We start from the raw sequence: 26,754 nt of genomic DNA, 5'->3' as shown, positions 1-26,754 counted from the left end.
TGCCGTGAAAAGGAAACATTTGCTCACCTCGCACTTAACCCATCCCCATCCCCACCCCCGCCCTCCCCTTGAAGGGGAGGGAGTGAAAACCATCCGTCCGAATCACTGAAGAATTATTGAGGGCCTGACAATGACCGACCTCTCCATCGCCCAGAAGCTGACCGAATACAAGCCGGCCAACAAGGTGCGCTTCGTCACCGCCGCCTCGCTGTTCGACGGCCACGATGCCTCGATTAACATCATGCGCCGCATCCTGATGGCCAACGGCGCGGAAGTGATCCACCTCGGCCACAACCGCTCGGTCGATGAAATCGTCACCGCCGCGCTGCAGGAAGACGCGCAGGGCATCGCCATTTCCAGCTACCAGGGCGGCCATGTCGAATACTTCAAGTACATGATCGACCTGCTCAGGGAGCGCGGCGGCTCTCACATCAAGGTGTTCGGCGGCGGCGGCGGGGTGATCGTGCCCTCGGAAATCGCCGACCTGCATGCCTACGGCGTGGCGCGCATCTTCTCGCCCGAAGACGGCCAGCGCCTCGGACTGGTCGGCATGATCCTCTCCATGATCCAGGCCTGCGACGTCGATCTGTCGAGCTATGCACCGGCCTCGCTGGAGGCGCTCACCCAGGGCAGCATTGCCGAGCGCCAGCGTCCGCTTGCGCAATTGATCACCGCGCTGGAAAACGAAAAGGCCGACCCCGGCCTGAAGACAGAACTGCACAAGGCGGCCGACGTCATCAAGACGCCGGTGTTTGGCATCACCGGCACCGGCGGCGCCGGCAAGTCCTCGCTGACCGACGAGCTGATCCGCCGTATCCGCCTCGACCAGGACGATGCGCTCAACATCGCCGTCATTTCCATCGACCCGTCGCGCCGCAAGTCGGGCGGCGCGCTGCTCGGCGACCGCATCCGCATGAATGCGATCAATCCCTGGAACGGCCAGTCGCGCGTGTTCATGCGCTCGCTCGCCACCCGCGAAGCCGGTTCGGAAATTTCGCAAGCGCTGCCGGACGTGATTGCCGCCTGCAAGGTGGCCGGCTTCGATCTCGTCATCGTTGAAACATCGGGCATTGGCCAGGGCGACGCCGCCATCGTGCCGCACGTGGACCTGTCGATGTATGTGATGACGCCCGAGTTCGGCGCGGCTTCGCAGCTGGAAAAGATCGACATGCTCGACTTCGCCGATTTCGTTGCCATCAACAAGTTCGACCGCAAGGGCGCGCAAGACGCGCTGCGCGACGTCGCCAAGCAGTACCAGCGCAACCGCGAGCTGTGGAGCAAGAAGCCGGACGAGATGCCGGTGTACGGCACCCAGGCTTCGCGCTTCAACGACGACGGCGTGACCGCGCTGTACCAGGGTCTGCTGCCGGCGCTGGCCGAACACGGCCTGAAGACCCAGCCGGGCAAGCTGGCGCCGGTATCGATTCGCTTCTCGTCGGGCAAGAATGCGATCGTGCCGCCGGCGCGAACACGCTATCTCGCCGAGATCGCCGACACGGTGCGCGGCTATCACCGGCACGTGGGCGCGCAGGTGGAACTGATGCGCGAGCGCCAGCATCTGCAGGAAGCGGCGCGCATGCTGCAGGCCGCCGGCAAGGCGGCCGACGTCAGCGAACTGGTCGATGACCGCGAGTCCCGCCTCTCCGCCGAAGCGAAGAAGCTGATCACCATGTGGCCCGACATGCAGGCCGCCTATGCCGGCGACGACTACGTGGTGAAAATCCGCGACAAGGAAATCCGCACGCGCCTCGTGCAGACCACGCTGTCCGGCACCAAGATCCGCAAGGTGGCGCTGCCCAAGTTCAAGGACCATGGCGAGATCCTGCGCTGGCTGATGCTGGAAAACGTGCCCGGCTCCTTCCCGTACACCGCCGGCGTGTTCGCCTTCAAGCGCGAAGGCGAAGACCCGACCCGCATGTTCGCAGGCGAGGGCGATGCCTTCCGCACCAACCGCCGCTTCAAGCTGGTGTCCGAGGGCATGGATGCCAAGCGCCTGTCGACCGCCTTCGATTCGGTGACGCTGTACGGCGCCGACCCGGCGCCGCGCCCCGACATCTACGGCAAGATCGGCAACTCCGGGGTCTCCATCGCCACGCTCGACGACATGAAGGTGCTGTACGACGGTTTCGATTTGTGCAATCCGTCGACCTCGGTTTCGATGACCATCAACGGCCCGGCGCCGACCATCCTGGCGATGTTCATGAACACCGCGATCGACCAGCAGCTCGACAAGTTCCGAGTCGACAACAAGCGCGAGCCGACCGACGACGAAGCCGCGAAGATCAAGGCATGGGTACTGCAGAACGTGCGCGGCACGGTGCAGGCCGACATCCTGAAGGAAGACCAGGGGCAGAACACCTGCATCTTTTCGACCGAGTTTTCGCTGAAGGTGATGGGCGATATCCAGGAATATTTCGTGCACCACCAGGTACGCAACTTCTACTCGGTGTCGATCTCCGGCTACCACATCGCCGAAGCCGGCGCCAACCCGATCTCGCAGCTGGCCTTCACGCTGTCGAACGGCTTCACCTTCGTCGAAGCCTATCTCGCGCGCGGCATGCACATCGACGATTTCGCGCCCAACCTGTCGTTCTTCTTCTCCAACGGCATGGACCCGGAATACACGGTGCTGGGCCGCGTCGCACGCCGCATCTGGGCTGTGGCCATGCGCGAAAAATACGGCGCCAACGAACGCTCGCAAAAGCTCAAGTACCACATCCAGACCTCGGGCCGCTCGCTGCACGCGCAGGAAATCGACTTCAACGACATCCGCACCACGCTGCAGGCATTGATCGCGATTTACGACAACTGCAACTCGCTGCACACCAATGCCTACGATGAAGCCATCACCACGCCGACCGATGAATCGGTGCGCCGCGCGCTGGCGATCCAGCTGATCATCAACCGCGAATGGGGCCTTGCCAAGAACGAGAACCCGAACCAGGGTTCCTTCATCGTCGAAGAACTCACCGACCTGGTCGAGGAAGCGGTGCTGCAGGAATTCGAGCGCATCGCCGAGCGCGGCGGCGTGCTCGGCGCGATGGAGACTGGCTACCAGCGCGGCAAGATCCAGGAAGAGTCGATGTACTACGAGCAGCTCAAGCACGACGGCACGCTGCCCATTATCGGCGTCAACACCTTCCGCAATCCCAAGGGCGACACCATTCCGCAGAGCCTGGAACTGGCGCGCTCCACCGACGAGGAAAAGCAGTCGCAGCTGAAGCGCCTGGCCGAGTTCCATGAGCGCCATGCCGGCAAGTCGCAGGCCATGCTGCAGAAGCTGCAGCAGGCGGTGATCGAAGACCGCAACGTGTTCGAAACGCTGATGGACGCGGTGCGCGTCTGCTCGCTGGGCCAGATCAGCAGCGCGCTGTTCGAAGTCGGCGGCCAGTACCGCCGCAGCATGTAAGGCATGTAGAGCCCCGCAGGTCCGCCGCTTCTTTCACATGTATGGAGCGGCGGTGCCATCCCCCATTCTTCGCCGCATAAGATCATGAGCCAATACCGCCCCCCGTTATCCGACATCGCCTTCCTGCTCAGGCAGGTGTTTCCGCTCGACGAGCATGCCCGCCGCTGCGGCTTCGACTTCGATGCCGACACCGCGCTCGCCATTGCCGAGGAAGCCGGCAAGTTCGCCGCCGACGTGATCGATCCGCTCAACCGCGCCAGCGACGTGCAGGGTGCGCGCTGGAACAATTCCGAAGTCACCACCACGCTGGGCTTCAAGGAAGCGTACAAGGCCTTTTGCGAAGGCGGCTGGAACGGCCTGCGCTTTCCCGAGCAGTACGGCGGCCAGGGCCTGTGCGCGGTGATGGCGACGGTCGCCGACGAAATGTGGCATGCGGCCAGCTTCAGCTTCGCGCTGTGCCCGATGCTCACCAACGGCGCGGTGGAAGCGCTGCTGACCGCCGGCAGCCAGCATCTGAAAGACACCTATCTGAGCAAGCTGGTGACCGGCGAATGGACCGGCACCATGAACCTGACCGAACCGGCCGCCGGCTCCGATCTCGCCGCGGTGCAGGCCAAGGCCGTGCCTCAGCAGGACGGCAGCTACCGCGTCAGCGGACAGAAAATCTTCATCACCTTCGGCGAACACGACTTCACCGAGAACATCATCCACCTCGTGCTGGCGCGCACGCCGGATGCGCCCAAGGGCGTCAAGGGCATTTCGCTGTTCGTGGTGCCGAAGTTCCTCGTTAATGCCGACGGCAGCCTCGGCGCGCGCAACGACGTGCGCTGCGCCTCGCTCGAACACAAGCTCGGCATCCATGGCAGCCCGACCGCCGTCATGCTGTACGGCGAGAAGGAAGGCGCGGTCGGCTACCTGGTGGGCGAGGAGAACCGCGGCCTGGAATACATGTTCATCATGATGAACGAGGCGCGATTCTCGGTCGGCCTGCAGGGCCTGTCGATATCCGAGCGCGCCTACCAGCATGCGCTGGCCTATGCGCTGGAGAGGGTGCAGGGCCGCGCCGTCGGCGAGGATGGCAGCGGCAACCTCGGCAACACCATCCTGCGCCATCCCGACGTGCGCCGCATGATGCTCGGCATGAAGAGCCGCAATGAAGCCATGCGCGCGCTCGCGGTGTATGTCGCGATGCAGAAGGATATGGCCCATTCGGAAAGCCTTGATGCCGAGGTGCGCAGGAACGCGCAGAGCCGGATGGAACTGCTGATCCCGGTGCTCAAGGGCTGGTTCACCGAGACCGCGCAGGACATAACTTACGATGCCGTGCAGGTATTCGGCGGCATGGGCTTCATCGAGGAAACCGGCGCCGCCCAGTATTACCGCGACGCGCGCATCACCACCATCTATGAAGGCACGACCGCGATCCAGGCCAACGACCTGGTCGGCCGCAAGACGGTGCGCGACCGCGGCGCGGCCGCCTATGCGCTGATCGACGCCATCGGCAATGATGCGCGCGCATTGCGCGAACTCGATCATGCCGATGCGCGCGCGCTGGGCGAACGGCTGGAGCAAGCCTGCGGCGCCCTGCGCGGCACCGTGGCCTGGCTGCTGGAACGGCAGGAGAGCGCGGCGCGCGAAGTGTATGCCGGCTCCGTGCCCTACCTGCTGTTGTGGGGCAATGTCTGCGGCGGCTGGATGCATGCGCTGCGCCTGCGGGCCGCCTTGCAGGCCGGCGGGGAAGGAGCGGCGTCGGTAGCAGCATCGGTGGCGCCGACCGCGGTCTCCGCCCGCTTCTACGCCGAGCAGGTGCTGCCCGATGCAGCGGCCTCTGCTTCCGCCATTCAGCGCGGCGGCGCGAGCGTGCTCGATTATCCCGACAGCGCCTGGTAAACGGGAAAAATTCCGCATGAAGCGCAATCAGGTCCGACAGCTCAAGCGCGCCGCCTCCGCCGGCCGCGATGCCGAAGCCATGCAGGCCCTGCTGCAGCGCTCGGTGCGCTTCGGCCACAAGCGGCTGGCGCTGCTGCGCTGCCTGCAGGCCGAGCGCATGGGGCTTGCCGTTCTGCCCGAGACGCTGCGCTATTGCCGCGAGATCGCCGACCGCATGCCCGCAGAGGAAGTCGCCCGCATCGTCCGGCTGAGCAGCCAGGCCGCCCGGCCGGCCTGATGCACTCGGTCTTGGTAACATTGCGGCTGAATCGAACAACCATAAGAGAATGAAAGGAAACGCCATGCAGGAAGAACTGGTACTGAGCCGCAAGGAAGGCCGCGTCGGCATACTGCAGCTGAACCGTCCGGCGCAGCTCAATGCACTCAACGATGCGCTGATGGATGCGCTCGGCGCAGCCCTGCTGGCGATGGAAAAGGATGACGCCATCGGCTGCATCATCCTCACCGGCAGCGCCAAGGCGTTCGCGGCCGGCGCCGACATCTCCGCGATGCAGCCGATGACGCTGTCCGACGTCACTCGCAACAACTTCATCGGCCGCAACTGGGAAACCATCCTGCAGGTGCGCAAGCCGGTGATTGCGGCAGTCGCCGGCTACGCGCTGGGCGGCGGTTGCGAACTGGCAATGATGTGCGATTTCATCATCGCCGCCGACAATGCCAAATTCGGCCAGCCGGAAATCAAGATCGGCATCATTCCCGGCGCCGGAGGCACCCAGCGCCTGCCGCGCGCGGTGTCCAAGTCCAAGGCCATGGACATGGTCCTGACCGGCCGCATGATGGATGCGCAGGAAGCCGAGCGGGCCGGGCTGGTATCGCGCATCGTGCCGGCCGACAAGCTGGAGCAGGAAGCGCTGGATGCCGCCACCATCATCGCCGGCATGTCGCTGCCTAGCGTGATCGCCGCCAAGGAAGCGGTCAACCGTGCCTACGAAACCACGCTCACCGAAGGCGTGCGCTTCGAGCGCCGCAGCTTCCACGCGCTGTTCGCCACGCAGGACCAAAAGGAAGGCATGAAGGCCTTCCTCGAAAAGCGCAAGCCGGATTTCCGCCATGAGTGAAGCCGAGCGTGAGGCCGATCGCCAGGCCGACCGCGTCGCGACGGCGAACGAGACCCTGGAGATCATTGCCGGCCGCCGCTCCGTGCGCGCCTTCCTGCCGAAGCCGGTGGAGCCCGCCACCATCGCGGCCATCCTGGAAACCGCCAGCCGCGCGCCGTCCGGCACCAATACCCAGCCGTGGAAAGTGTATGTGGTGACGGGCGACACGCAGCGGCGCGTGATCGAACGCCTGGTGCAGGCCTTCGACGATCCGGACAAGAGCACGAAATACCAGGAGGAATACCCGTATTACCCAAGGGAATGGGTTGCGCCGTATATCGACCGCCGGCGCAAGGTGGGCTGGGACCTGTACACGCTGCTCGGCATCGGCCGCGCCGACAAGGCGCGCATGCATGCCCAGCACCGGCGCAACGTGGAATTCTTTGGCGCGCCAGTCAGCCTGTTCTTTACCATCGACCGCATCATGCAGCAGGGCAGCTGGCTCGATTACGGCATGTTCCTGCAAAACGTCATGCTGGCGGCGCGCGCGCATGGCCTGGAAACCTGCCCGCAGGCGGCAATCAATGAGTTCCACCCCATCCTGCGCGAGATGCTGGGCTGGCCGGACAATGAAATGATGGTTTGCAGCATGTCCTTGGGTGTCGAGGATATGAGCGACATCAGCGGCCGCCTGGTGACCGAACGCGAGCCGGTGGCAGGTTTTGCCCGCTTCTTTACCTAATCCCAATCCCAATCCCAAGTCATGACATGACTTGGGATTGGTATAAAGCGCCTCCGGAACCCCGGATACGACGGAAAGAAGAAAGACCTTCTGCGTCAGGAACCTGACATAACTCCATCGGTCAGTAAGTAATAGGTACTGACGATGGGGTGCTCATGACAGTCACGGAAATTCTGGAATTCATCAAAAGTACCGAGACGGCGGATGTGGACGCGACAACTGTTGCGGAAATTTATGCCCATGCGCTTTCCGCTATCGAGGGCAATATTTCCGAAACGGATATGCGCAGGCTGCTGCTGCTCGGCGCGGCAATGTATCGCAACAGCGAGAAGGGCAAGGGCCTTGACCTGCAGATGCCCATCTCTTCCGTCGAGGAACAGGTCTCCGATTTCTACACGGACCTGAGCCCCAAGGGCGGCTTGCACTGACAAGCCGGCGCCATGCGCCGGCCGGCGGCGATGCATGCAATGCATCGCCGCAATCACTGCGGTCGCCAGTTCTTCGTTCATCCCTCACTCTCACTCCGCCATTCCCCTACGCTGACGTGTGACGTGCTGCGCTGTGCGCATCCGCGCGGCCTATTTCCTGTTTCCACGTCCATCCGCGCACCCGTTCCCCGCGCCTTCCGCGGCGAAGTCCACGCCGCGAGTCTCAAAATATTTCAATCCCTCATGATTTCTCATCAAATCTCCTCCGAGCGTCACTCGCTGGGTATCGTGCAGTCACGGCACAGGCATGCATAGAAAAATAATCTCCACCAGAAAGCGCTCCGCCAGCCAGACCACAAGTGCAGATCAACTGGGAGATCACGATGACAAACGCCGTCGCTACGGACGCCGATGCCGGTAACCTCGTTGCCATCGACGTCAAGGCTTTATTCCTGCAGTACCATCGCCAGCTTCACCGTTTCGTGCTGCGTTACGTGCGCAATCCCGAAGATGCGGAAGACGTCGTGCAGACCACATTTCTCGAAGCTTTGCGCTGCTCGGAGCGCTTCTCCGGTCTCTCCAAGCCTTCCACATGGCTGTTCGGGATCGCGCTCAACCTGGCGCGCAACCATGTGCGGCGTATCACCTCCTCGTTATGCGATGCCATCGACGAGGCGGAACTGGAACAGATCATCGACCAGCACTGCATCGATCCGATGATCGTGATCGAATCGCGCCAGATCGCCGGCAAGATCCACGACATACTGGGCCGCATCGATCCCGGAATGCGCGCCACCTTCGAAGCCGTGCTCGACGGCGGGACCACTTATGAGGAAGCGGCGCGGCAATTGAACATCCCGATCGGCACGGTGCGTTCCCGCGTCTCCCGCGTGCGCGCGGCCGTGCGCGAGGAATGCCGGTAAGCGATGCCGTCCGGTTCGGACAGCGCATGTGTTGATGATGTCCGAACCGCGCCGCCGGAACAGGGAATAATTGTCGTAGTCCGGAACGATCGAAGACGGAGAAAAGATTTTCATTGCTGGCCCTATACGATCCGATGCACTGCGCTGACATCCTGCGCCCCCGTGTTTGTCTCGGGAATGGGTAGGTGGCGGCACGAGTGGATATAGTTCCATCGGAGTCGCGCGGGTTTTGCGATCGCTTCCGTTCACTCGCAATCGCGGACATCGATCATGCATCCGACGCAGGCCAAGGCGCGCGGGTGCATGCCGGCATCGCCAGTACAGTCAAGCCGAAAACGCGCTAAGCCGCGCCGCGGCCCTGCTCCAGCCACCAGCCGGCGAAGGCGGCCAGATCCTGGTGCGTCGACTGGATGTTACGCAGATCGGGACCGACGTTCGGGCTGCCGTTGGGTTCCCTGAGAATAAGGGCCGCATGAACATGCGGGGGAATGCCTGCGAAATAGGGCAGATAATCATCGACGAAAGCGACCGGCCGCAGTTCGGTGAGCGCTGCCACCTTCGGACTGTCGCCGTAGACCGACATGGGCGTGGCAATGACCCGCTCGATGGGGAAGCCGGCATTGCGCAGGTTCGCCAATCGAGCCTGTTCGAATTCCATGCCGATCGCCGTCACGCAGACCAGCTCGTAGCCGGCATCGTTCAATCGGTGGCAAGCCTCGACGGCGCCGGGCAATGCGGGCAGCGAGGACCAGTGCACATGGTCGAAGCACTGTCGGAAGCGCGCACGCTCCTCGCCTTCCAGGCGGCGCACCTCATACCGGTCCATCGCCCAATAGGCCTGCGGGTCCACGATCTCCGGCAGGACGCCGAAGGCGCGCTCCCAGGCGAAGCGGTAGGCGGTATGGTAGTCGAGCAGGACGCCGTCTCCATCCAGCGCGATGATTTCCTTCTTGGGCATCAGTCAGATTCCTTGTGCGTGGTGGCCGGAACGCATGAATGCTCCGGCTGGTCTGCGGCAATTTTACCTGCGGCGGACTGCTCGTGTTGGGTGCGGGCGTTGCGGCCGCAACGCCCGCCGTCGGTCATCGATTCGAGAACCATTCGGCCACGGCCGTGCCCTACGGCGATGAAGCCGGAAAGCGCCTGCAAAAAGCCGGCGATTGCTCGCACCACTAACATCCGAGTTGCCTGCTCATGCCGGCACTACGGCAAGGGAAATGCCGGATCCTGCCAGGCGCCTCGCGTCGTCCTGCGCACCGACACCGCTCCACCTACACTGTCGGCCCTCCCGGCATGGGTAAGGTGCCGATCCATTTTGGTGCATGTTTTATGCCAAAATGCCCCTTCTGGATCTCGGTCTTTTCCTCTTTCCCATCCGCCCGTTTCTTTTATAGGACCTCTATATGAAGTACGCCTCCGTGCATCAATTCCTGCAACATGTTGCCGACCGTAATCCCGGCCAGCCCGAGTTCCTGCAAGCCGTCACCGAAGTGATGGATAGCCTGTGGCCTTACATCGCGAAACATCCCAAGTATGCCGAACATGGATTGCTCGACCGCCTGGTGGAGCCCGAGCGCGTGGTGATGTTCCGCGTGTCCTGGGTGGACGACCATGGCCAGGTGCATGTCAACCGCGGCTACCGCATCCAGCAAAGCATGGCCATCGGCCCCTACAAGGGCGGCTTGCGCTTTCATCCTTCGGTCAATCTTTCGGTACTGAAATTCCTGGCCTTCGAACAGACATTCAAGAACGCGCTCACTACGCTGCCCATGGGCGGCGGCAAGGGCGGTTCGGACTTCGATCCCAAAGGCAAGAGCTCGGCCGAGGTCATGCGTTTCTGCCAGGCGTTCGTCACCGAACTGTTCCGTCATGTCGGCGCCGATACCGATGTCCCCGCTGGCGACATCGGCGTGGGCGGCCGTGAAGTCGGCTATATGACGGGCATGATGAAGAAGCTTACCAACCGCGCCGACTGCGTGTTCACCGGCAAGGGCCTGAGCTTCGGGGGCTCGCTGATCCGACCCGAGGCCACTGGCTACGGCACCGTTTACTTTGCGCAGGAAATGCTCAAGACGCGCGGACGCTCCTTCGACGGCCTGCGCGTGAGCGTCTCCGGTTCGGGCAACGTGGCGCAGTATGCGGTGGAAAAAGCCATGGCCCTGGGCGCCAAGGTTGTGACCGTGTCCGACTCCAGCGGCACCATCATCGATACCGAAGGTTTCACTCCCGAGAAGCTCGCGGTGTTGATGGAGGTGAAGAATCATTATTACGGCCGCGTCAGTGATTATGCGCAACGCACCGGCGTTCAGTTCGAAGCCGGCGTGCGGCCCTGGCATGTGCCGGCCGATGTGGCGCTGCCCTGCGCCACCCAGAACGAACTGGACGCCAATGATGCCGCAACCCTGATCAGGAACGGCGTGATGTGCGTGGCCGAAGGCGCCAACATGCCGTCCACTATCGATGCCGCCAAGGCATTCGAGGCCGCCGGCGTTCTCTACGCGCCGGGCAAGGCCAGCAACGCCGGTGGCGTTGCCACGTCGGGCCTGGAGATGAGCCAGAACGCGGAGCGCATGTCATGGCCGCGCGAGGAAGTCGATGCCCGCCTGCTGCAGATCATGCAAGGCATCCACGCGGCCTGCCTGCAGTACGGCAGGCGCGACGATGGCGGCGTCAGCTACGTGGACGGCGCCAACATCGCCGGCTTCGTGAAGGTGGCCGACGCCATGCTGGCCCAGGGCATTATCTAACTCTCCGCTCTGTCCATGGAAGCTACCTGCTGCACGCGCCGCGTGCGGCAGGTAGGCTCATGCATTGCCCAACCCGTCTTCCAAGGCAGTGAAGCATCGGCGGCGGATCTATTCCGCATTGAACAGCAGTAGATTAAAAGCCGCGACTGCGGGCAGACCGGAACCGACGATCTTGATCACGGTATCGGACGCATTGATGCCCGTATTGCTGTCCTGTCCATCGTTGATCACAAGGTACTGGCTGCCGTTCAGAAACCGCGCAAACATGACATCATTGTTTGCCACCTTGACCGATGCATACGTCGCGTCCAGCGCGGCAAGCAAGTCTGTTCCGCTGCCGCTGACTGGATTCGCGATATTCAGTACGGTATGCAGGGCAGAGAACGCTGCGATGTAGAAACCGTCTCCGCCCCTGGTATTGACAACATCAAAGCCCGCGGCGGCGGCCGATCCGGAATTCACCAGGGAATCGGTGCCCTTGTCCGAATAGATATAAAGGTCTCTGCCGGCTCCTCCATCGATCGTGTCGGCGCCAATATTTCCGTTGATATGGTCTTCGCCTTCGCTGCCGAGAATGTTGTCGTCGCCGGCGCCCAGGTCAATACTGACGCGCACGGTGACGGTGCCGCCGCGGTTGAGATCAATGTTGTCATTGCCGGACGAGGCCGAGATGAACATTGCATCCGCGCCATTGAGCAAGCTGGTGTCCGCCGCTCCGATTGCGGATGCGAGATCGGCGATCACGTAACGCAGGTTTGCAAGCGCAAGTCCTTCGCTTTGCAGCAACTGGATATTGTCGATAGACGTATTGCTGTCCAGCTGATATTTCGTTACGCCGGAAATGGTGTGATTGGCGCGAATTGCGTTGAAGGAGTCTTTCACCGAGAAGACATGGCCGTTGACGCCGAAGCCATTAACGGCCGACAAGGCCGAGGCATCAGCGACCGACATGTCCATGGCATCGGCACTCAAAAGAAAAGCGGTGACATAGGGCATGCCGGCATGCTGGCTTAATATCGCCGTGTGGGTATCGAGCACCTTGTACGCTGTTACTCCTTCAATGGCGTGACTGGCGAGAATCGCCGCTGCAGTATCCTGGACGGTAAATTGCTTGCCGTTGACTTCAAAGTCGTTGAGGCCCGCCAGAATGGTGGCGTTTGCTACGCTGAGATTGTCAGCGTTTTCGCTCAACCTATAGATTGATACGCCGGTCATGGAGTGATTGGCAAGTATCGCGGCGGCGGTGTCTTGCACGGTAATCGTCTTGCCGTTTGCGCTGAAGCCGTTTCCGCCGCCGATGCCGACGAGGATCGCGGCATTTGCTACGCTGAGATTGTCAGCGTTTTCGCTCAACCTATAGGTTGACACGCCGGTCATGGAATGATTGGCAAGTATCGCGGCGGCGGTGTCTTGCACGGTAATCGTCTTGCCGTTTGCGCTGAAGCCGTTTCCGCCGCCGATGCCGACGAGGATCGCGGCATTTGCTACGCTGAGATTGTCAGCGTTTTCGCTCAACCTATAGGTTGACACGCCGGTCATGGAATGATTGGCAAGTATCGCGGCGGCGGTGTCTTGCACGGTAATCGTCTTGCCGTTTGCGCTGAAGCCGTTTCCGCCGCCGATGCCGACGAGGATCGCGGCATTTGCTACGCTGAGATTGTCAGCGTTTTCGCTCAACCTATAGTTTGATACGCCGGTCATGGAATGATTGGCAAGTATCGCGGCGGCGGTGTCTTGCACGGTAATCGTCTTGCCGTTTGCGCTGAAGCCGTTTCCGCCGCCGATGCCGACGAGGGTCACGGCATTTGCTACGCTGAGATTGTCGGCGTTTTCGCTTAGCTTATAGATTGAAACGCCGGTAATCGAGTGATTGGCCAGTATTGCCGCCGCCGTGTCCTGTACGGTGATGTTCTTCCCGTCTGCGCCGAAACCGCCGATGCCGACCAGCGCAGCGGCATTGGCGACACTCAGGTCATTGGCGTCCGCGCTCAGCTTGTAGGCGGTGACGCCGGTGATGGCATGATTGGACAGCAAGGCGGATGCGGTATCAACGACGCCCAGTGTCAGGCCTGCCCTGTTCGTCAGGCGGGACAGCAGTTCCGTGGCGACGGCGACGCTGTAGAACGCATTCGTCCCCGCGATGACAGTCACCTCCTGCGCGTTGCTGAGCGTTGCCGGCGCCGCGTTGAGAATGTTGGCTGGCGTATCCTGGATTCGATAGCTCAATCCTCCGGTGAAGCCGTCAAAATGTAGGTCATTCAGCGTTGCGATCGCCAGGGCTCCCTGAATGATGAGGTTGCCGCTGCCCTTGATGGTGAAGTTGACCATCTGTCCCAGTTGGGAATTCGTCAGCTCGAGGGTCTGGTGCGCGGAGAGTTCGATGATGACAGTTGAAAGTGCCGAGCCTTTCGTAGCCGCCGTGATCCCGCCTCGCGAGAATGAAATCACGTTGTCCGCGTCAACTGCAAGCGTAATGTTGCCAGTGGCGCTGCCGCTGAAGTTGAATTTTCCAAGCGTATTGGTGACGTGGAAATCCGGCGACGGAATGGCATCGCCTTGTCCAGCGGGTGGCGTGGCATTGAAGATGCGGTCGATGATGGCGCCGGCATTCGTGCTTTCGATGCCGTTAGAGATTTTTCCAATGACGAAGGCACGTACAGCGACACCAAGATCCCTGCTCATCAGGAGGGCCGCCTCATCCGACAGGCTGCCATCCTGCATGCCCGTTCCGATCAATGCCTGTAGCTCGCTGATTGCAAATCCTTCCGTTTTGGCGATCAGGGAAATCGCATCGATCAGATTGCTCGATTCAAGAGCAGGCAAGTTGCCGGTGAATTGTACGGTTTTGCTGATCGGCGTATTGAACGTAGTGATAATCTTCGCCGCATCGGCTGCAAGGCCGTCGCGTTGATTGGCCGCCGCGATTCTCAATGGGTCAAGGCCTGTCGCTTCGAACCTGCGCAGGCTGTCCGCCATTAATTGCGAAACGACATCAAGTCTATCGAGGCCGAGCAGGGTGCCGGTTTGATAAGGCTTTCCTCGTGCGGAAGCATTGGCCATGGTATCCGCCAGTGCCTCGGCAACAAGGAGCGAGACCATTCTGGTATCGACGCTGCCACTTCCCGGCATGCCTTTCAACAGAATTTCCGCGCCTTCGGTCAATATGGATAGTTGCGCAATGACGCCTTTGATAATCAACGCATTCTTTCTATCGGCCGTCGAAGAAGTATCCGAAGTCGCCTTGTCGAGATGATGAAAGGACAGCAGATCGACGCCGGGGTCGATGCCGAAAGCGCTATTGACCAGCGCGACCGCATCCGCAATGCCGGTTCCTTGCCTGCTGAGTGCATGAACGATGGCTGTCAGAGGAGTGATTACGATCTCGCCGCTGTTGGCATTCACCACTGTCGCTAGCCATCTGTTGTTCGCTGCTCCGGTTGTGATATCCCTGCCGCCGGCAGCATACAAGCTTCCATAACCTCCCGTGAGTACGAAGCGCCCACTGGCGTCGGCTTCAACCGGGGACAGTGAGAGGGTTTCCAGCTTGACTTCATCGATGGACCGGTACACATGCACCTGCTCAATCGTACCCGCCAGGACTGTTCCTTTTACTGTCTGAAGCTCGGTGATCGCCTGAAGCAAGGGATGCCCGGCGAGGGCTTTCACGGATTCCGTCGACGGGGCGCCCCCCTTTGACGAGCGCAACGCAAGATAGCTTTCCGCGAAGCGGGTAGCAGGGCCTTGCGCCGCGGTTGCCTCACTGGATGCGGTGAACGCCGCCGCTACTTGGCCAAGGGTCCATCCTGCGCGCTCGACCAGGTTCAACCAATGACTCTTGCCGTCGGCATCGCTAGCCCTTGCGAACAGGTTGTTATAGAAAATCTCAACCACATCGCCGGCGGAAGCGTTCGGATATTGTTGTTTGAATTCTTCCGATCGGGAGAAAGCGGATGCAATGTCGTTCAGGCTCGATCCCCTTTGCAGGGAATTGACCCAGTGGCGCAGGCCGTCAATGTCCGCCGCGCGACCGAAGAAGATCTGGTACAGGCGCAGCACTGCCGTGATGGATTGCGCCTCCGAAGATGTGATGAAGCCCTTTACCATCTCAACCGAAGTCAGGCCATTCCCGGCCAGTCCGGCCCAGTGCGCGATACCTTCGGTTTCCCCATCCCGCAGGAGAATGTTCCGGTACAGCTGTTGTACAAAATTTTTGACCACGCTATTCATCTGATTGTGATTCAACGGCGCATGAGTCCGCCGGATTCAGATGAATCTGGCGGAACTGATCGCTATGCGGGAAGGAAAATGAGAAAGATTGTGGACAAGTGCATCGCCGCCAGCGCCAAGGAACTGCCGGACAATGTTGTTCGGACAGGGAAAATGGCCTTGCGAATTTGCTTGCTTCAATCGCCTGCTCTTTCCACGGGCCCGCGCATCGGTAACTTGAGAAAGCAATATCGAGCGCGGACGCCGCTCTCCCATCTCGGAATATAGGCGAAATAGTGCTACATGGAAAGAGTTTCAAGCCGGTGGCGCCTCTTTCTCCTGGAAATGATGTTGCATATATAAAACGAGCGACACTGCTTGTTTCGAGAATGAGGGGGCCATGCATACACAGCCGGGCACGAAACGTCCGGCCAGACCGATGCCATCTTGAAAAGGCTCCTGTTCTTCAGGCTACGCTGGTATGGCGGATTCCGATCGGCGCATTGGATCTGTCTGCTCACCCGCGATGGCCGCACATGACAAGATTCACGGTCGCTGTGCCTTCGCAAAGCTTCCGGGGTGGCAAATCATAAAATCCCCTATTTAACCGGCGTGCAAGTTGCCTACCAGGAAGGCCGCACTGTCCAACATAAATCCAGCATCAAGGGATCCATGCACAAATCCAATTCTCACGAGCGCAGCCTTGCGGCGGCGCTATCAACCGGCGCGCTGCTCTTCCTAAGCACCGCCGATGCAGCCGCCCAGCAGGAAAAGCAGCTTGATGAAGTCGTCGTTTCCGCCAGCCGAAGCGAGCAAAAGCGCTTCGACGCTGCGGCTTCCATCGACGCCGTGCAGGTCGACCCGCTACGTGCCGCTTCGCCGCTGGTCAATCTCTCCGAACTGCTCGGCACCGTACCCGGCATCCAGATCCGCGAGCGCCAGAACTATGCGCAGGACCTGCAGTTGTCGGTACGCGGGTTCGGCACCCGTTCGACCTTCGGCGTGCGCGGCGTGCGCGTGCTGGTCGACGGCATTCCCGCGACCATGCCCGACGGCCAGGGCCAGGCCGCCACCGCCACGCTGACTTCGGCGAGGCGCATCGAGATTCTGCGCGGACCGGTAGCCCAGCTTTACGGCAATGCGGCCGGCGGCGTGGTGCAGGTGTTCACCGCCGAGCCGCCGCTGGCTCCGCAAAAGCCCTACGCCAGCGCTTCCGTCGGCGCCGGCAGCGATGGTCAGCGCCAGTTCGGCTTCACGCTCGCCGGCGGCAGTGAAGCGCTTGGCGGGTTGCTCGACGTGTCGCACTACGAAACCGACGGCTATCGGGACCATAGCGCCGCCGAGCGCACGCAGGTCAATGCCAAGGTGCTGTGGCGGCCTTCGCCCTCCACCAAGATCACCGGCATCGTCAATGTCTTTGACCAGCCGCTGGCGCAGGATCCGCTCGGCCTGACGCGCGCGCAGTTCGAACGGAATCCGCGCCAAGTGGCGCCGGTCGCGCTGAGCTTCGACACCCGCAAGACTATCGAGCAGCAGCAGGCCGGCCTGCTGTTCGAACACAAGCTCGACCGCAGCAATACCCTCAATGCCCGCCTGTATGCCGGTACCCGCGAGGTATTCCAGACGCTGTCGTTTTCCGGCGTTGCCGCCACCTCGTCGGGCGGCGTGATCGATCTTGACAACCACTACCGCGGCGCGGGCCTGAGCTGGACCCATGCGATGCAGGCCGGCGGCATGCCGCTCAACTGGACCGTCGGCATGGAAGCCGACGATCTCGACCAGACCCGGCGCGGCTTCGTCAACAACAACGGCACGCCCGGGGCGCTACGCCGCGACGAGCGCGACAATGCCAACAATGTCGATGTCTTCGGCCAGGTCGACTGGACTTTCGCCGAGCAATGGAAGGCCACGGCCGGCCTGCGCTCGAGCCGGGTGCGGCTGTCGGTGGACGACCGCTATGTCACCGCGGCCAGCCCCGACGACAGCGGCAGCGTCGAATACCGCAACACCAGCCCGGTGCTCGGCCTGGTCTGGTACGCCGCCGACAATCTCAACTTCTATGCCAATCTCGGCCGTGGCTTCGAGACACCGACCCTGGCGGAGTCGGCTTATCGCGCGGGCGCCACCGGCCCCAATCTCGGGTTGCAGCCGTCAAAGAGCAGGCAGGGCGAAGTCGGGATGAAATGGCGTTCCGGGGCGCAAAGTGTCGACCTGGCCGTCTTTACCGCCCGCAGCCGCGACGAGATCGTGCCGCAGGCCACCGAGAACGGCCGCTCGATCTTCCAGAACATTGACAGCGTCGAGCGCCGCGGCATTGAAGCCAGCTGGCGCAGCGACATGGGCGGCTTCGGCACCCAGCTGGCCTATACGCTGCTCGACGCGCGTTTCAAGCGGGGCTATGCCAGCGGCGGCGGCGCGGTTGCCGCCGGCAACCGACTGCCGGGCGCGCCTATGCATAGCCTGTTTGCCCAGCTTGAAGCGCGGCCCCTGGAGGGCCTGAGCACCGCTGTTGAAATGCGCGCCGAAAGCAGGACCTATGTCGATGACCTCAACAGCGAAACCGCACCCGGCTACGCAGTGTTCAATCTGCGCGCCGCGCAGGAATTCCGCGCCGGCGCAACGAACTGGACGCTGTTCGGGCGCATCGACAATGTGTTCGACCGCCACTATGCCGGCTCGGTCATCGTCAACGACGGCAACCGCCGCTTCTTCGAACCCGCGCCAGGACGGCGCTTCTTCATCGGCCTGCGGGCACTGCTGTAACTGCCTCGCCGGTTCCTGGTGCCGGGTGCCATGCTTGTTCCCGGCATCAATGGATGCCTGCAAGCCGATAGCAAACAGCTAGCCGCCCGATGAAAAAAAGCCATGATAAAGACGGGAATTCATCGGTTCCGGGATTGACTAAATGCAGACTCGCCGCCACTTGCACCGAGGGTGGGTACTGAAGGCAGATGTTAAGATGACAAGCCAATCAGGCAATATAGCTTCCCTATCAGTCTGATTCAGACTATTAATTTCACGCCGTGATTGATTGCGGCTATCATTCAACTACTCCAACTTCTTCAACCAAGAGAGAAAAACCATGTCTCTGATCAACACACAAGTTAAACCGTTCAACGCGACTGCTTACCACAATGGCAAGTTCGTGCAGGTTTCCGACGCAGATCTGAAAGGCAAATGGTCCGTGGTGGTGTTCTATCCGGCCGACTTCACCTTCGTCTGCCCGACCGAACTCGGCGATCTGGCCGACAACTATGACACCTTCAAGTCCCTGGGCGTTGAAGTCTACGGCGTGTCGACCGACACCCACTTCACACACAAGGCATGGCATGACACATCGGAAACCATCGCCAAGATCCGCTATCCGCTGATCGGCGACCCGACCGGCGCCATCACCCGCAACTTCGACGTCATGATCGAGGAAGAAGGCCTGGCACTGCGCGGCACTTTCGTCATCAATCCGGAAGGCCAGATCAAGCTGTGCGAAATCCATGACAACGGCATCGGCCGCGACGCCAAGGAACTGCTGCGCAAGGTTCAGGCAGCCCAGTACGTCGCATCGCACCCGGGCGAAGTTTGCCCCGCCAAGTGGACACCGGGCGCAGAAACGCTGGCACCGTCGCTCGACCTCGTCGGCAAGATCTAAATCTTCACCGGCTGCGCCGAACCGGCGCAGCTTCTACCGGGGCGCAAGGCACCGCGCCCCGCGGCAGTACCACTCCCCGATCAAGCTGTTGATCCGGAAGGCTTCAGCCTGATCCGGCGGTGGCACTGCACCCGGAAAAATTTGTGTACTCACAAAGTACAAACGTAACGTACATACAAAGTACAAACACTCTGAGAGGCCAAGATGCTGGACACCAATCTGAAGAATCAACTGAAGGCATATCTCGAAAAAGTCACGCAGCCGATCGACATCACCGCATCGCTGGACGACAGCGACAAGTCGCGCGAGATGCACGAACTGCTCAAGGAAATCGCGGAACTGTCTCCCCGCATCACGCTGACCGAGCGTCGCGGCGACGGCGAGCGCGCGCCCTCGTTTTCGCTCAACCGCTCCGGCAGCGACATGGGCATCCGTTTCGCCGGCATCCCGATGGGCCATGAATTCACCTCCCTCGTGCTGGCGCTGCTGCAGGTCGGCGGCCACCCGCCGAAGGCCGACGCCGACGTGCTGGAGCAGATCCGCAATCTCGATGGCGAGTACCTGTTCGAAACCTACATTTCGCTGTCCTGCCAGAACTGCCCGGAAGTCGTGCAGTCGCTGAACCTGATGGCGGTGATCAATCCCAAGATCCGCCACGTGATGATCGACGGCGCGCTGTTCCAGGATGAAGTCAATGCGCGCCAGATCATGGCCGTGCCGACCGTCTTCCTGAACGGCGAAACCTTCGGCCAGGGCCGCATGGGCCTGGAGGAAATCCTTGCCAAGCTCGATACCGGCGCCGCCGAGCGCGAAGCCGCCAAGATCGGCCAGAAGGACGTGTTCGACCTGCTGGTGGTCGGCGGCGGCCCCGCCGGCGCGTCGGCTGCGATCTATTCGGCGCGCAAGGGCATCCGCACCGGCGTCGTCGCCGAGCGTTTCGGCGGCCAGGTGCTCGATACCATGGGCATCGAGAACTTCATTTCCGTGAAGGAAACCGAAGGACCGAAGCTGGCGGCCGCGCTGGAACAGCACGTCAAGACCTATGACGTCGACGTGATGAACCTGCAGCGCGCATCAGCCCTGGTGCCGGGCGACATCATCGAAGTCAAGCTGGCCAGCGGCGCAAGCCTGAAGGCCAAGAGCGTGGTGCTGGCCACCGGCGCGCGCTGGCGCGAAATGAACGTGCCGGGCGAGAAGGAATACCGCAACAAGGGCGTGGCCTATTGCCCGCACTGCGACGGCCCGCTGTTCAAGGGCAAGCGCGTGGCGGTCATCGGCGGCGGCAACTCCGGCGTCGAGGCGGCCATCGACCTGGCCGGCATCGTCGCCCATGTGACGCTGCTCGAGTTCGACACCAAGCTGCGTGCCGACGCGGTACTGCAGCGCAAGCTGCACAGCCTGCCGAACGTGAAGGTGATCCTGAACGCGCAGACCACCGAAGTCACCGGTGACGGCGCCAAGGTCAACGGCCTGCGTTACAAGGACCGCAGCAGCGGCGAGGAACTGAAAGTCGAACTCGAAGGCATCTTCGTCCAGATCGGCCTGCTGCCGAACACCGACTGGCTCAAGGGCACGGTCGCGCTGAGCAACCGCGGCGAGATCGAGGTGGATGCGCGCGGCCAGACATCGGTGCCCGGCGTGTTCGCCGCCGGCGACGTGACCACGGTGCCCTACAAGCAGATCGTGATCGCGATGGGCGAAGGCTCCAAGGCCGCGCTGAGCGCCTTCGATCACCTGATCCGCAGTTCTGCGCCGGTCGAGGAAAAAGAGACCGTCGCGGCCTGATCGGACTCGGCCAAGCATCTGCAGGCCTTTCCGCAGGTGCTTGGCCGGAACGCAACCCCGCCACGGACATCGTCCGTCGCGGGGTTTTTTGCGGCCATGCGGCCTGCAGCGCCGGCCGGCGTGATTGCCGAATGCAACAGACGCGCAACGAACCGCAACAAATATTTGAAAAGAAAGAGGGCCAGGATAGCTTCGCGCTATGTCTGTTACATGACATGAGTCCAAGCAAAATCAACATGATACGGGGCGGCGGTCGGTATGCTTGATGGACATGCCTGCGAAGGGCAGCACGGCATTGCCACCACGAATAACCGGGTTCATACCGGTTCCCAAGGAGAACTTAATGAACCGCCTCTGGGACCTCGACATGCTTCGAGGCCTGATGTTGATATTGATGTTCGTCACACATCTGCCGACACGCTTCTCCAGCATGCTCAGCCAGCCGTTCGGCTTCGTTTCAGCGGCTGAAGGCTTCGTCATGCTATCGGCCTTCATGGCTGGAATGGTCTATGCCGGCAAGGGGCTGCGTGATGGCATCCCGGCCATGCGCAATGCCTTTATCGCGCGCGCGCTCAAGATATACGCCTGCCATGCTGCACTGCTGCTGTTTCTGTTCAGCGTAATGGCCACGGTCGGATTGCTGCGCGACCAGCGTGCGCTGACCGATCTGCTCGGCTTTTACCTGAACAATCCGCTGGCCGGACTCTGGGGCGGCCTGCTGCTGATCTACAACCCGCCGCTGCTCGATATCCTGCCGCTGTACATCATGTTCATGCTGCTCAGTCCCCTGATCCTGGAGATCGGGCTGCGGCGCGGCTGGCAAGGCATCTTCGCCGTCAGCATTGCCTTGTGGGTCATGGCGCAGACGAGGATATCTGAGACCTTGTACGACGTCTTCGTGATACTCACCGACTTCCAGGTGCCATACCGGGAAACCGGTTCCTTCGAAACTTATGCGTGGCAGTTCCTGTGGGTGCTCGGCCTGTGGATGGGCGCGAAGATGGCAAAGGGCGAATTGAAAGACCGCAAGCCTTTCCCGAAGGCGCTCATTGCGGTGTGCCTGCTGTATGCAGCTGTCATGCTGATATGGCGCTATGTCGCCGGGCAAGTGCCGATCCAGGGCGACAGCATGATCAACCACCTGTTCGACAAGTGGCACCTCGGCCCTTTCCGCCTGCTCAACTTCTTTGCCATGGTGATCCTGATCATGCATTTCGGCGATGCGATCAAGGCGCGCCTGCCGCGCATCGGCGCACTGGAAACGATGGGCGCGGCATCACTGCCGGTATTCTGTGCCCATCTGGTGGTGGTGCTGCTGGTGTTGTCGATCTACGGGGGAAGTACGCCCGAGCGCGGCATCATGGTCGATGTGATGTTGATGGCCGGCGGGCTGGCGATTTTGTATGTCGTTGCGGTGATCACCCTGATGATCGACAAGGAAAGCAATCCGAAGCGCCGCTCCGGCACACCCGGTTCGGAAGGGACGGGCGCCGCTGCGTCGGGCGCCGGTGCGTCGGGCGTGAAGGTGACGAAACCCCTAGCGCAAGTGGGTGGGCAGGTGCGCGGTGATCACTGAACGCCAGAGCGCATAGCCGGAAGCATTGAGGTGCAGCGCATCTTCGCGGAACAATTCCGGCCGCGGCGTTCCGGCGCTGGTGAGCATCGGCGAGAAAATATCGATGTAATCGGTGTTGTCGGTGTTGCTGACATAGTTGCTGATGAGCGAGTTGGCCTTGCGAATGTTCGGAAGCAAAGCAGCCCGCGACGGACTTGGCTTGATGGAAATATAAGCAATCCGGGTGTCGGGCAGCTCGGCGCGCACGCCCTCGACAAATGACCTGAAGCTTTCCAGCACCTGCTGCGGCGTGCGTCCCTCGGCCAGGTCATTGTCGCCGGCATACACCAGCACCATGCGCGGCTTGTACGGCACCACCAGGCGGCTCAGGTAAGTCTTGCAATCTTCCATGCGCGAACCGCCGAAGCCGCGCTTGACCACCATCGGCAGCGATTCGAACTGCGTTTCAAGTCCATCCCACATGCGAATCGACGAACTGCCGACGAACAGCACGCCGCCCGGTGCCGGCGTCTTCAACTTGTCCGCTGCATCGAATGCGGCAAAGCTGGATGCCCACTTGGGATCGATTGCAGCAAGGGAAACTGAAGACGTCGCAGAGGCCGAAATGCCGGCCAGATCTTGACTGAATGCGGGCGCGGCTGCCATGCAAAGCAGACCGGAAAGCAGGAAGGCGCAGGATCTTTTCACTGGATACAAGCTCGCTAAAGATAGCGGCGCGAAGGTCGGCGGCGCTAGCGGGTTGACGTAATGGGGATGCGCCTATGATAGGGGCCGGCTATGCGGATGAAAAGACCTTGCGGGCAATTCTTCAAAAAAAATGCATCGCATCAGCATGTTTGCCACACGCATGCCTGCATGAAATTTCCAGCCGTAAAAGTTCGCGCGCAGTGAGCGGCCGCAAGCAGGGCAGGCTTGGCATAATGCAATGCGGTTCTCCACAATCCAGCGAAAATCGACGCCATGTGTTTTAATGCACGCCATCAATCCGCACAATGCCCTCCGCATGATCATTGATCCGGAGCAGTGCCCAGCCATGCGAGAAAGCCGCTTCATGACTCGTCAGATCACAAATACGGTACCGGTGCTGGCATCGCTTGACCTTGATGCCTCCATCGCGTTCTATGTCGAGCGCCTCGGGTTTGCCGAAGCGGCACGTTACGAAGACTATGCAATCGTGCGCCGCGATGGATGCGAAATTCATTTCTGGGCATGCAGCGAAAGGCGCATCGCCGAGAACACGTCATGCTACGTGCGTGTTGCCGATGCGCAAGCGCTGCATGAAGAACTATCGCGCAACGGCCTGCAGATGGAGCCGCCAGTGGTGCGGCCCTGGGGCATGAAGGAATGCCATGTGATCGATCCGCATGGCAACCTGTTGAAGTTCGGCGAAGACCTGTCCCCCGCCTGAGCATTACCCGACACACCCAGTACCGAAAGAGAATCGCATGCAGATCCGCAAAGCCATGGAATCCGACTTCACTTCAATGTGGGCGATCTTTCATGCCATCGTTTCCGAAGGAAGCACCTATGTATTTGCCGCCGACGCCAGCAGGCAAACCGCATTCGATTACTGGTTCGGCAAGGATATCAAGACTTATGTTGCCGAAGACGGCGGCAAGATCGTCGGCATGTACAAGCTGGTTGCCAACCAGCGCGACCGCGGCGCGCACGTGGCCAATGCATCCTTCATGGTTGATTCCGCAGCGGCGGGCAAGGGCGCCGGCAAAGCCATGGGCGAACACTGCCTGCGCGAGGCGAAGGCGGCGGGCTTTCTCGCCATGCAGTTCAATTTCGTTGTAAGCACCAACGAGCGCGCGGTGCGGCTGTGGCAAGGGCTCGGCTTCCAGATCGCAGGCACCTTGCCGAAAGCCTTTCAGCATCCGTCGCTGGGATATGTTGATGCCTATGTGATGCATCGCTTCCTCGACGATATTGTCCTCTGACTTCACAAAGCCGGAAAAGCGGCAAGGCGCTGCGGCAAGCCTGCATGCATTCCGCCATTCTCACGCAAGCGATCCCGCACAACGCGCCAAGTTCCTGATTCCGCATCCATTCCAATGCCGAACACGATCCCTCCCAGCGACGCGCTCAGCCAGTTCATGCAACGCCATGACCGTCTCCTCGTACTGACCGGCGCGGGCATGAGCACGGCATCCGGCATTCCGGATTACCGCGACAGGGATGGTGTGCGCCGGGGGCGGGCACCGATACAAGGCCCCGAATTCCGCAGTTCCGAAGCCGTGCGCCGACGCTACTGGGCGCGCAGCATGATCGGCTGGCCGGTGCTGTCGAAGGCCCGGCCCAATGCCGGGCATCGCAGCGTCGCCATGCTTGAGGCCCGCGGCAGGCTGGCCGGCCTCGTCACGCAGAATGTCGATGGCCTGCATCAGAGTGCGGGCAGCCGCGGCGTGGTTGAGCTGCACGGCAGCATTCACCGAGTGCGCTGTCTGGCGTGCGAGGCGAGATTCGAGCGTGCCGCGATCCAGGCCGCGCTGGAAGCCCTCAACCCCTTCATGGCCGATGTCACCGCAGTGGCGGCGCCGGACGGCGATGCGCATCTTGAGCCGGACTTTCCGGATACCTTCCGCATCCTCGCATGCGCGCGCTGCGGCGGCGTACTGATGCCCGACGTGGTCTTCTTCGGCGACGGCGTGCCGCGCGCCTGTGCCGAGCAGGCTGAAACCGGCTTGCAATCAGCCAATGGCGTGCTTGTCATCGGCTCGTCGCTGATGGTCCTGTCGAGCTTTCGGCTGTGCCGGATGGCAGCCGAAGCGGGCAAGCCGATCGCGGCGATCAATCTCGGCAAGACGCGCGCCGACCATCTGCTGTCATGCAAGCTTGATGCCGAGGCCGAACAGGTATTGCCGGCATTGGTCGACCTGCTGGACTGACCGCATGCCGATAAGGCGGGCAAGTCTCACGCAAGCACCGAGATGGCCGGATAAAGCTCGATATTTTCCTGCTGTATCCTCTGGTGCAGCGCTTTGAACACGCTGTTGGCCTCCATGCGGAATCCCTCCGGATCGGCATGAATTTCTCCCGGCGTGTTCCATTTGCGGGAGAACTCCAAATAGGAACCGGCGATGCCTCCCATCTCCTGCTGATACCGCGAGCCCAGCGCGGCAAGCTCCCGCCCGCCGGCAGCCAGTGCCGGATAGAGATGCGCGTCCTCGCGTGCCAGGTGAAGCTTGATGATGCCGCTGATGGAAATCACCAGCCGGGATATTGCCTCGGCATTCTCCGCGATGCCGCTCCTGACGAGTTTGCGCATCTGCGCCACTGCGGTCAGTATCTGGACATGCTGGTCCTTGAGCTTGTCGATGTTCATGTTGATCTTCCCCCTCGATAAGGTTGGCGCAAAACCGCCGGACTCGGTTTCATCCTGAACCGGTCCGTCGTGAATCTGTTGCCATGCTACATAAGATGCATTTTAAATGCAACTTATGTTGTCGGGCCGAGGTCGTTTTAAAACCATCGGGCTTGGGAAGAACACCGTTAAACCTTTTAAAGAATGTCGATTGGTCGTTGCGCTGTACTACTCGGTATTCGCCGCCGGCGCCAGGGCGTCGAAGTCGATCGATGCGATGACAATGGTGTGGATGGCGGTTACTCTCGCCTTGCTATTGATCGCGCTGCGCTTCGTCAGCCGACCCAGCTGGTCGGTCGGGTCAAGGAGCATCCGAAAACTGCCTGATGCAGGATGGCGGCAGGGTAGACCTTAAGCAAAATACCAGGCAAGAGCGCCGGCCAATGCCGCGACGGACACGCCGGACGCGCTCCAGGCAATGTTCCTGGCCTTGCGCCTGCGCGCATGGTCTTCCTCCAGGCGCCGCGTTTCGGCGGCCGCCCGGCGCGCGGCGAGCTCCGCCTGCTTGCGGTCCCAGAGCTTGCGCTTCTGTTCATCGTCGGCCCGGTGCGGCTTGCGTCTCGCCTGCGGGTGTTGCGGGGACTTTTCCCGAGGATGCGGCTCGTGGGCCTTTCCCGACGGCCCTGCAGTTTTCCGCACGGCTTCCTGCCCGGCCTTGCGTGGCAATGGCGCGTTTCCCTGCGGGCGACGGCCCTTGCCGCCACTAGACTTCTTCTGTTTTTTCATAAAGCGAATCTGCATCCGGCGCAGGCATGGCAATACCGATCTGGCAAAGATTGACCTGCGCGCATGACTGTCTTGAAAGAAAGGCTTATGACCTCCCGGAAGCTGGCACAGTTCCTTCAGGAAAACTGATTTTCGCAGGCAATAGCAAGCCTGGATAGACGTTGCTCTTCTGGCGCGCCACCGCAGAAATGAATATCGGGAACAGCATACTC

At 61.3% G+C, this 26,754-nt stretch carries 22 protein-coding genes; 16 read left to right on the top strand and 6 right to left on the bottom strand.

Annotation, left to right across the window (positions count from 1 at the left end):
- The first annotated feature begins 130 nt into the window (after nt 1-130).
- From icmF to RY831_RS01485, 7 genes are all read left to right on the top strand, one after another.
- On the top strand, nt 131-3,409 hold the full coding sequence (gene icmF / locus RY831_RS01515) for a fused isobutyryl-CoA mutase/GTPase IcmF (RefSeq protein WP_326504562.1): 3,279 nt from the start codon (nt 131-133) through the stop codon (nt 3,407-3,409).
- A gap of 84 nt (nt 3,410-3,493) precedes the next feature.
- Nucleotides 3,494-5,299: an acyl-CoA dehydrogenase family protein gene (locus RY831_RS01510; RefSeq protein WP_326504561.1), complete on the top strand. Its 1,806-nt coding sequence runs from the start codon at nt 3,494-3,496 to the stop codon at nt 5,297-5,299.
- A 16-nt stretch (nt 5,300-5,315) separates the two neighbouring features.
- The gene (locus RY831_RS01505; RefSeq protein ID WP_326504560.1) at nt 5,316-5,576 is read left to right on the top strand and encodes a hypothetical protein; all 261 of its coding nucleotides are present in this window, start codon (nt 5,316-5,318) and stop codon (nt 5,574-5,576) included.
- 64 nt (nt 5,577-5,640) lie between these two features.
- On the top strand, nt 5,641-6,417 hold the full coding sequence (locus RY831_RS01500) for an enoyl-CoA hydratase (protein ID WP_326504559.1): 777 nt from the start codon (nt 5,641-5,643) through the stop codon (nt 6,415-6,417).
- Entirely contained in the window at nt 6,410-7,138 is a 729-nt protein-coding gene (locus tag RY831_RS01495; protein WP_326504558.1) for a nitroreductase, read from the top strand. Before RY831_RS01500 ends, RY831_RS01495 begins: the two co-directional genes overlap by 8 nt.
- Before the next feature lie 155 nt (nt 7,139-7,293).
- Entirely contained in the window at nt 7,294-7,566 is a 273-nt protein-coding gene (locus RY831_RS01490; RefSeq protein WP_326504557.1) for a hypothetical protein, read from the top strand.
- Between the two features lie 383 nt (nt 7,567-7,949).
- Entirely contained in the window at nt 7,950-8,489 is a 540-nt protein-coding gene (locus RY831_RS01485; protein WP_326504556.1) for an RNA polymerase sigma factor, read from the top strand.
- A gap of 340 nt (nt 8,490-8,829) precedes the next feature.
- Here RY831_RS01485 and RY831_RS01480 read toward each other — a convergent pair whose 3' ends face one another.
- On the bottom strand, nt 8,830-9,447 hold the full coding sequence (locus RY831_RS01480) for an HAD family hydrolase (RefSeq protein WP_326504555.1): 618 nt from the start codon (nt 9,445-9,447) through the stop codon (nt 8,830-8,832).
- 38 nt (nt 9,448-9,485) lie between these two features.
- Here RY831_RS01480 and RY831_RS01475 point away from each other — a divergent pair, with 38 nt between their 5' ends.
- Nucleotides 9,486-9,665 (top strand): hypothetical protein, encoded by a 180-nt coding sequence (locus RY831_RS01475; RefSeq protein WP_326504554.1) that lies wholly within the window; start codon nt 9,486-9,488, stop codon nt 9,663-9,665.
- A 227-nt stretch (nt 9,666-9,892) separates the two neighbouring features.
- Nucleotides 9,893-11,236 (top strand): NADP-specific glutamate dehydrogenase, encoded by a 1,344-nt coding sequence (gene gdhA / locus RY831_RS01470; RefSeq protein WP_326504553.1) that lies wholly within the window; start codon nt 9,893-9,895, stop codon nt 11,234-11,236.
- Nucleotides 11,237-11,344: 108 nt separating this feature from the next.
- Here the strand turns inward: gdhA and RY831_RS01465 are convergent, their stop codons facing one another.
- Nucleotides 11,345-15,454 carry a DUF4214 domain-containing protein gene (locus RY831_RS01465; protein WP_326504552.1) on the bottom strand — a complete coding sequence of 1,370 codons (4,110 nt, stop codon included), beginning with the start codon at nt 15,452-15,454 and terminating at the stop codon, nt 11,345-11,347.
- Nucleotides 15,455-16,114: 660 nt separating this feature from the next.
- Here RY831_RS01465 and RY831_RS01460 point away from each other — a divergent pair.
- From RY831_RS01460 to opgC, 4 genes are all read left to right on the top strand, one after another.
- Nucleotides 16,115-18,205, top strand: a complete 2,091-nt coding sequence (locus tag RY831_RS01460) for a TonB-dependent receptor family protein (protein WP_326504551.1) — start codon at nt 16,115-16,117, stop codon at nt 18,203-18,205.
- A gap of 319 nt (nt 18,206-18,524) precedes the next feature.
- Nucleotides 18,525-19,088 (top strand): alkyl hydroperoxide reductase subunit C, encoded by a 564-nt coding sequence (ahpC, locus tag RY831_RS01455; protein ID WP_194721761.1) that lies wholly within the window; start codon nt 18,525-18,527, stop codon nt 19,086-19,088.
- 204 nt (nt 19,089-19,292) lie between these two features.
- Entirely contained in the window at nt 19,293-20,873 is a 1,581-nt protein-coding gene (gene ahpF / locus RY831_RS01450; protein ID WP_326504550.1) for an alkyl hydroperoxide reductase subunit F, read from the top strand.
- 343 nt (nt 20,874-21,216) lie between these two features.
- Complete coding sequence (opgC, locus tag RY831_RS01445; RefSeq protein WP_326504549.1) at nt 21,217-22,449, top strand: OpgC domain-containing protein; 1,233 nt, start codon at nt 21,217-21,219, stop codon at nt 22,447-22,449.
- On the opposite strand, the gene RY831_RS01440 is transcribed toward opgC, so the two are convergent.
- Entirely contained in the window at nt 22,411-23,094 is a 684-nt protein-coding gene (locus RY831_RS01440; protein ID WP_326504548.1) for an SGNH/GDSL hydrolase family protein, read from the bottom strand. The two genes, opgC and RY831_RS01440, sit on opposite strands and share 39 nt — an antisense overlap.
- A gap of 406 nt (nt 23,095-23,500) precedes the next feature.
- Between RY831_RS01440 and RY831_RS01435 the strand changes: the two genes are divergently transcribed.
- The 3 genes from RY831_RS01435 (at nt 23,501) to RY831_RS01425 (ending at nt 25,340) form a co-directional block, all read left to right on the top strand.
- Nucleotides 23,501-23,857 (top strand): bleomycin resistance protein, encoded by a 357-nt coding sequence (locus tag RY831_RS01435; RefSeq protein WP_326504547.1) that lies wholly within the window; start codon nt 23,501-23,503, stop codon nt 23,855-23,857.
- 37 nt (nt 23,858-23,894) lie between these two features.
- Complete coding sequence (locus RY831_RS01430; protein ID WP_326504546.1) at nt 23,895-24,392, top strand: GNAT family N-acetyltransferase; 498 nt, start codon at nt 23,895-23,897, stop codon at nt 24,390-24,392.
- A 114-nt stretch (nt 24,393-24,506) separates the two neighbouring features.
- Nucleotides 24,507-25,340, top strand: a complete 834-nt coding sequence (locus tag RY831_RS01425) for an NAD-dependent protein deacetylase (RefSeq protein WP_326504545.1) — start codon at nt 24,507-24,509, stop codon at nt 25,338-25,340.
- A gap of 26 nt (nt 25,341-25,366) precedes the next feature.
- On the opposite strand, the gene RY831_RS01420 is transcribed toward RY831_RS01425, so the two are convergent.
- The 3 genes from RY831_RS01420 to RY831_RS01410 all read right to left on the bottom strand — a co-directional run bounded on the left by RY831_RS01420 (nt 25,367) and on the right by RY831_RS01410 (nt 26,542).
- A complete protein-coding gene (locus RY831_RS01420) occupies nt 25,367-25,777 on the bottom strand; it encodes a hemerythrin domain-containing protein (RefSeq protein ID WP_326504544.1) in 411 nt (136 codons plus the stop codon).
- 207 nt (nt 25,778-25,984) lie between these two features.
- Nucleotides 25,985-26,128, bottom strand: coding sequence for a hypothetical protein (locus RY831_RS33375; protein WP_437126192.1), 144 nt, complete (start codon nt 26,126-26,128; stop codon nt 25,985-25,987).
- Nucleotides 26,129-26,167: 39 nt separating this feature from the next.
- Nucleotides 26,168-26,542 (bottom strand): hypothetical protein, encoded by a 375-nt coding sequence (locus RY831_RS01410; RefSeq protein ID WP_326504543.1) that lies wholly within the window; start codon nt 26,540-26,542, stop codon nt 26,168-26,170.
- Between the last annotated feature and the right edge of the window lie 212 nt (nt 26,543-26,754).

The sequence above is a fragment of the Noviherbaspirillum album genome (assembly GCF_035916955.1).
Taxonomy (GTDB): Bacteria; Pseudomonadota; Gammaproteobacteria; order Burkholderiales; family Burkholderiaceae_D; genus Noviherbaspirillum; species Noviherbaspirillum album.
This window is presented reverse-complemented; position numbering and strand designations above follow the sequence as displayed.

What these genes read in the sequence shown, in the direction of transcription:
- icmF (WP_326504562.1), top strand. Translation starts at nt 131, where the DNA reads ATGACCGACCTCTCCATCGCCCAGAAGCTGACCGAATACAAGCCGGCC.
- RY831_RS01510 (WP_326504561.1), top strand. Translation starts at nt 3,494, where the DNA reads ATGAGCCAATACCGCCCCCCGTTATCCGACATCGCCTTCCTGCTCAGG.
- RY831_RS01505 (WP_326504560.1), top strand. Translation starts at nt 5,316, where the DNA reads ATGAAGCGCAATCAGGTCCGACAGCTCAAGCGCGCCGCCTCCGCCGGC.
- RY831_RS01500 (WP_326504559.1), top strand. Translation starts at nt 5,641, where the DNA reads ATGCAGGAAGAACTGGTACTGAGCCGCAAGGAAGGCCGCGTCGGCATA.
- RY831_RS01495 (WP_326504558.1), top strand. Translation starts at nt 6,410, where the DNA reads ATGAGTGAAGCCGAGCGTGAGGCCGATCGCCAGGCCGACCGCGTCGCG.
- RY831_RS01490 (WP_326504557.1), top strand. Translation starts at nt 7,294, where the DNA reads ATGACAGTCACGGAAATTCTGGAATTCATCAAAAGTACCGAGACGGCG.
- RY831_RS01485 (WP_326504556.1), top strand. Translation starts at nt 7,950, where the DNA reads ATGACAAACGCCGTCGCTACGGACGCCGATGCCGGTAACCTCGTTGCC.
- RY831_RS01480 (WP_326504555.1), bottom strand. Translation starts at nt 9,447, where the DNA reads ATGCCCAAGAAGGAAATCATCGCGCTGGATGGAGACGGCGTCCTGCTC.
- RY831_RS01475 (WP_326504554.1), top strand. Translation starts at nt 9,486, where the DNA reads ATGCTCCGGCTGGTCTGCGGCAATTTTACCTGCGGCGGACTGCTCGTG.
- gdhA (WP_326504553.1), top strand. Translation starts at nt 9,893, where the DNA reads ATGAAGTACGCCTCCGTGCATCAATTCCTGCAACATGTTGCCGACCGT.
- RY831_RS01460 (WP_326504551.1), top strand. Translation starts at nt 16,115, where the DNA reads ATGCACAAATCCAATTCTCACGAGCGCAGCCTTGCGGCGGCGCTATCA.
- ahpC (WP_194721761.1), top strand. Translation starts at nt 18,525, where the DNA reads ATGTCTCTGATCAACACACAAGTTAAACCGTTCAACGCGACTGCTTAC.
- ahpF (WP_326504550.1), top strand. Translation starts at nt 19,293, where the DNA reads ATGCTGGACACCAATCTGAAGAATCAACTGAAGGCATATCTCGAAAAA.
- opgC (WP_326504549.1), top strand. Translation starts at nt 21,217, where the DNA reads ATGAACCGCCTCTGGGACCTCGACATGCTTCGAGGCCTGATGTTGATA.
- RY831_RS01440 (WP_326504548.1), bottom strand. Translation starts at nt 23,094, where the DNA reads ATGGCAGCCGCGCCCGCATTCAGTCAAGATCTGGCCGGCATTTCGGCC.
- RY831_RS01435 (WP_326504547.1), top strand. Translation starts at nt 23,501, where the DNA reads ATGACTCGTCAGATCACAAATACGGTACCGGTGCTGGCATCGCTTGAC.
- RY831_RS01430 (WP_326504546.1), top strand. Translation starts at nt 23,895, where the DNA reads ATGCAGATCCGCAAAGCCATGGAATCCGACTTCACTTCAATGTGGGCG.
- RY831_RS01425 (WP_326504545.1), top strand. Translation starts at nt 24,507, where the DNA reads ATGCCGAACACGATCCCTCCCAGCGACGCGCTCAGCCAGTTCATGCAA.
- RY831_RS01420 (WP_326504544.1), bottom strand. Translation starts at nt 25,777, where the DNA reads ATGAACATCGACAAGCTCAAGGACCAGCATGTCCAGATACTGACCGCA.
- RY831_RS33375 (WP_437126192.1), bottom strand. Translation starts at nt 26,128, where the DNA reads ATGCTCCTTGACCCGACCGACCAGCTGGGTCGGCTGACGAAGCGCAGC.
- RY831_RS01410 (WP_326504543.1), bottom strand. Translation starts at nt 26,542, where the DNA reads ATGAAAAAACAGAAGAAGTCTAGTGGCGGCAAGGGCCGTCGCCCGCAG.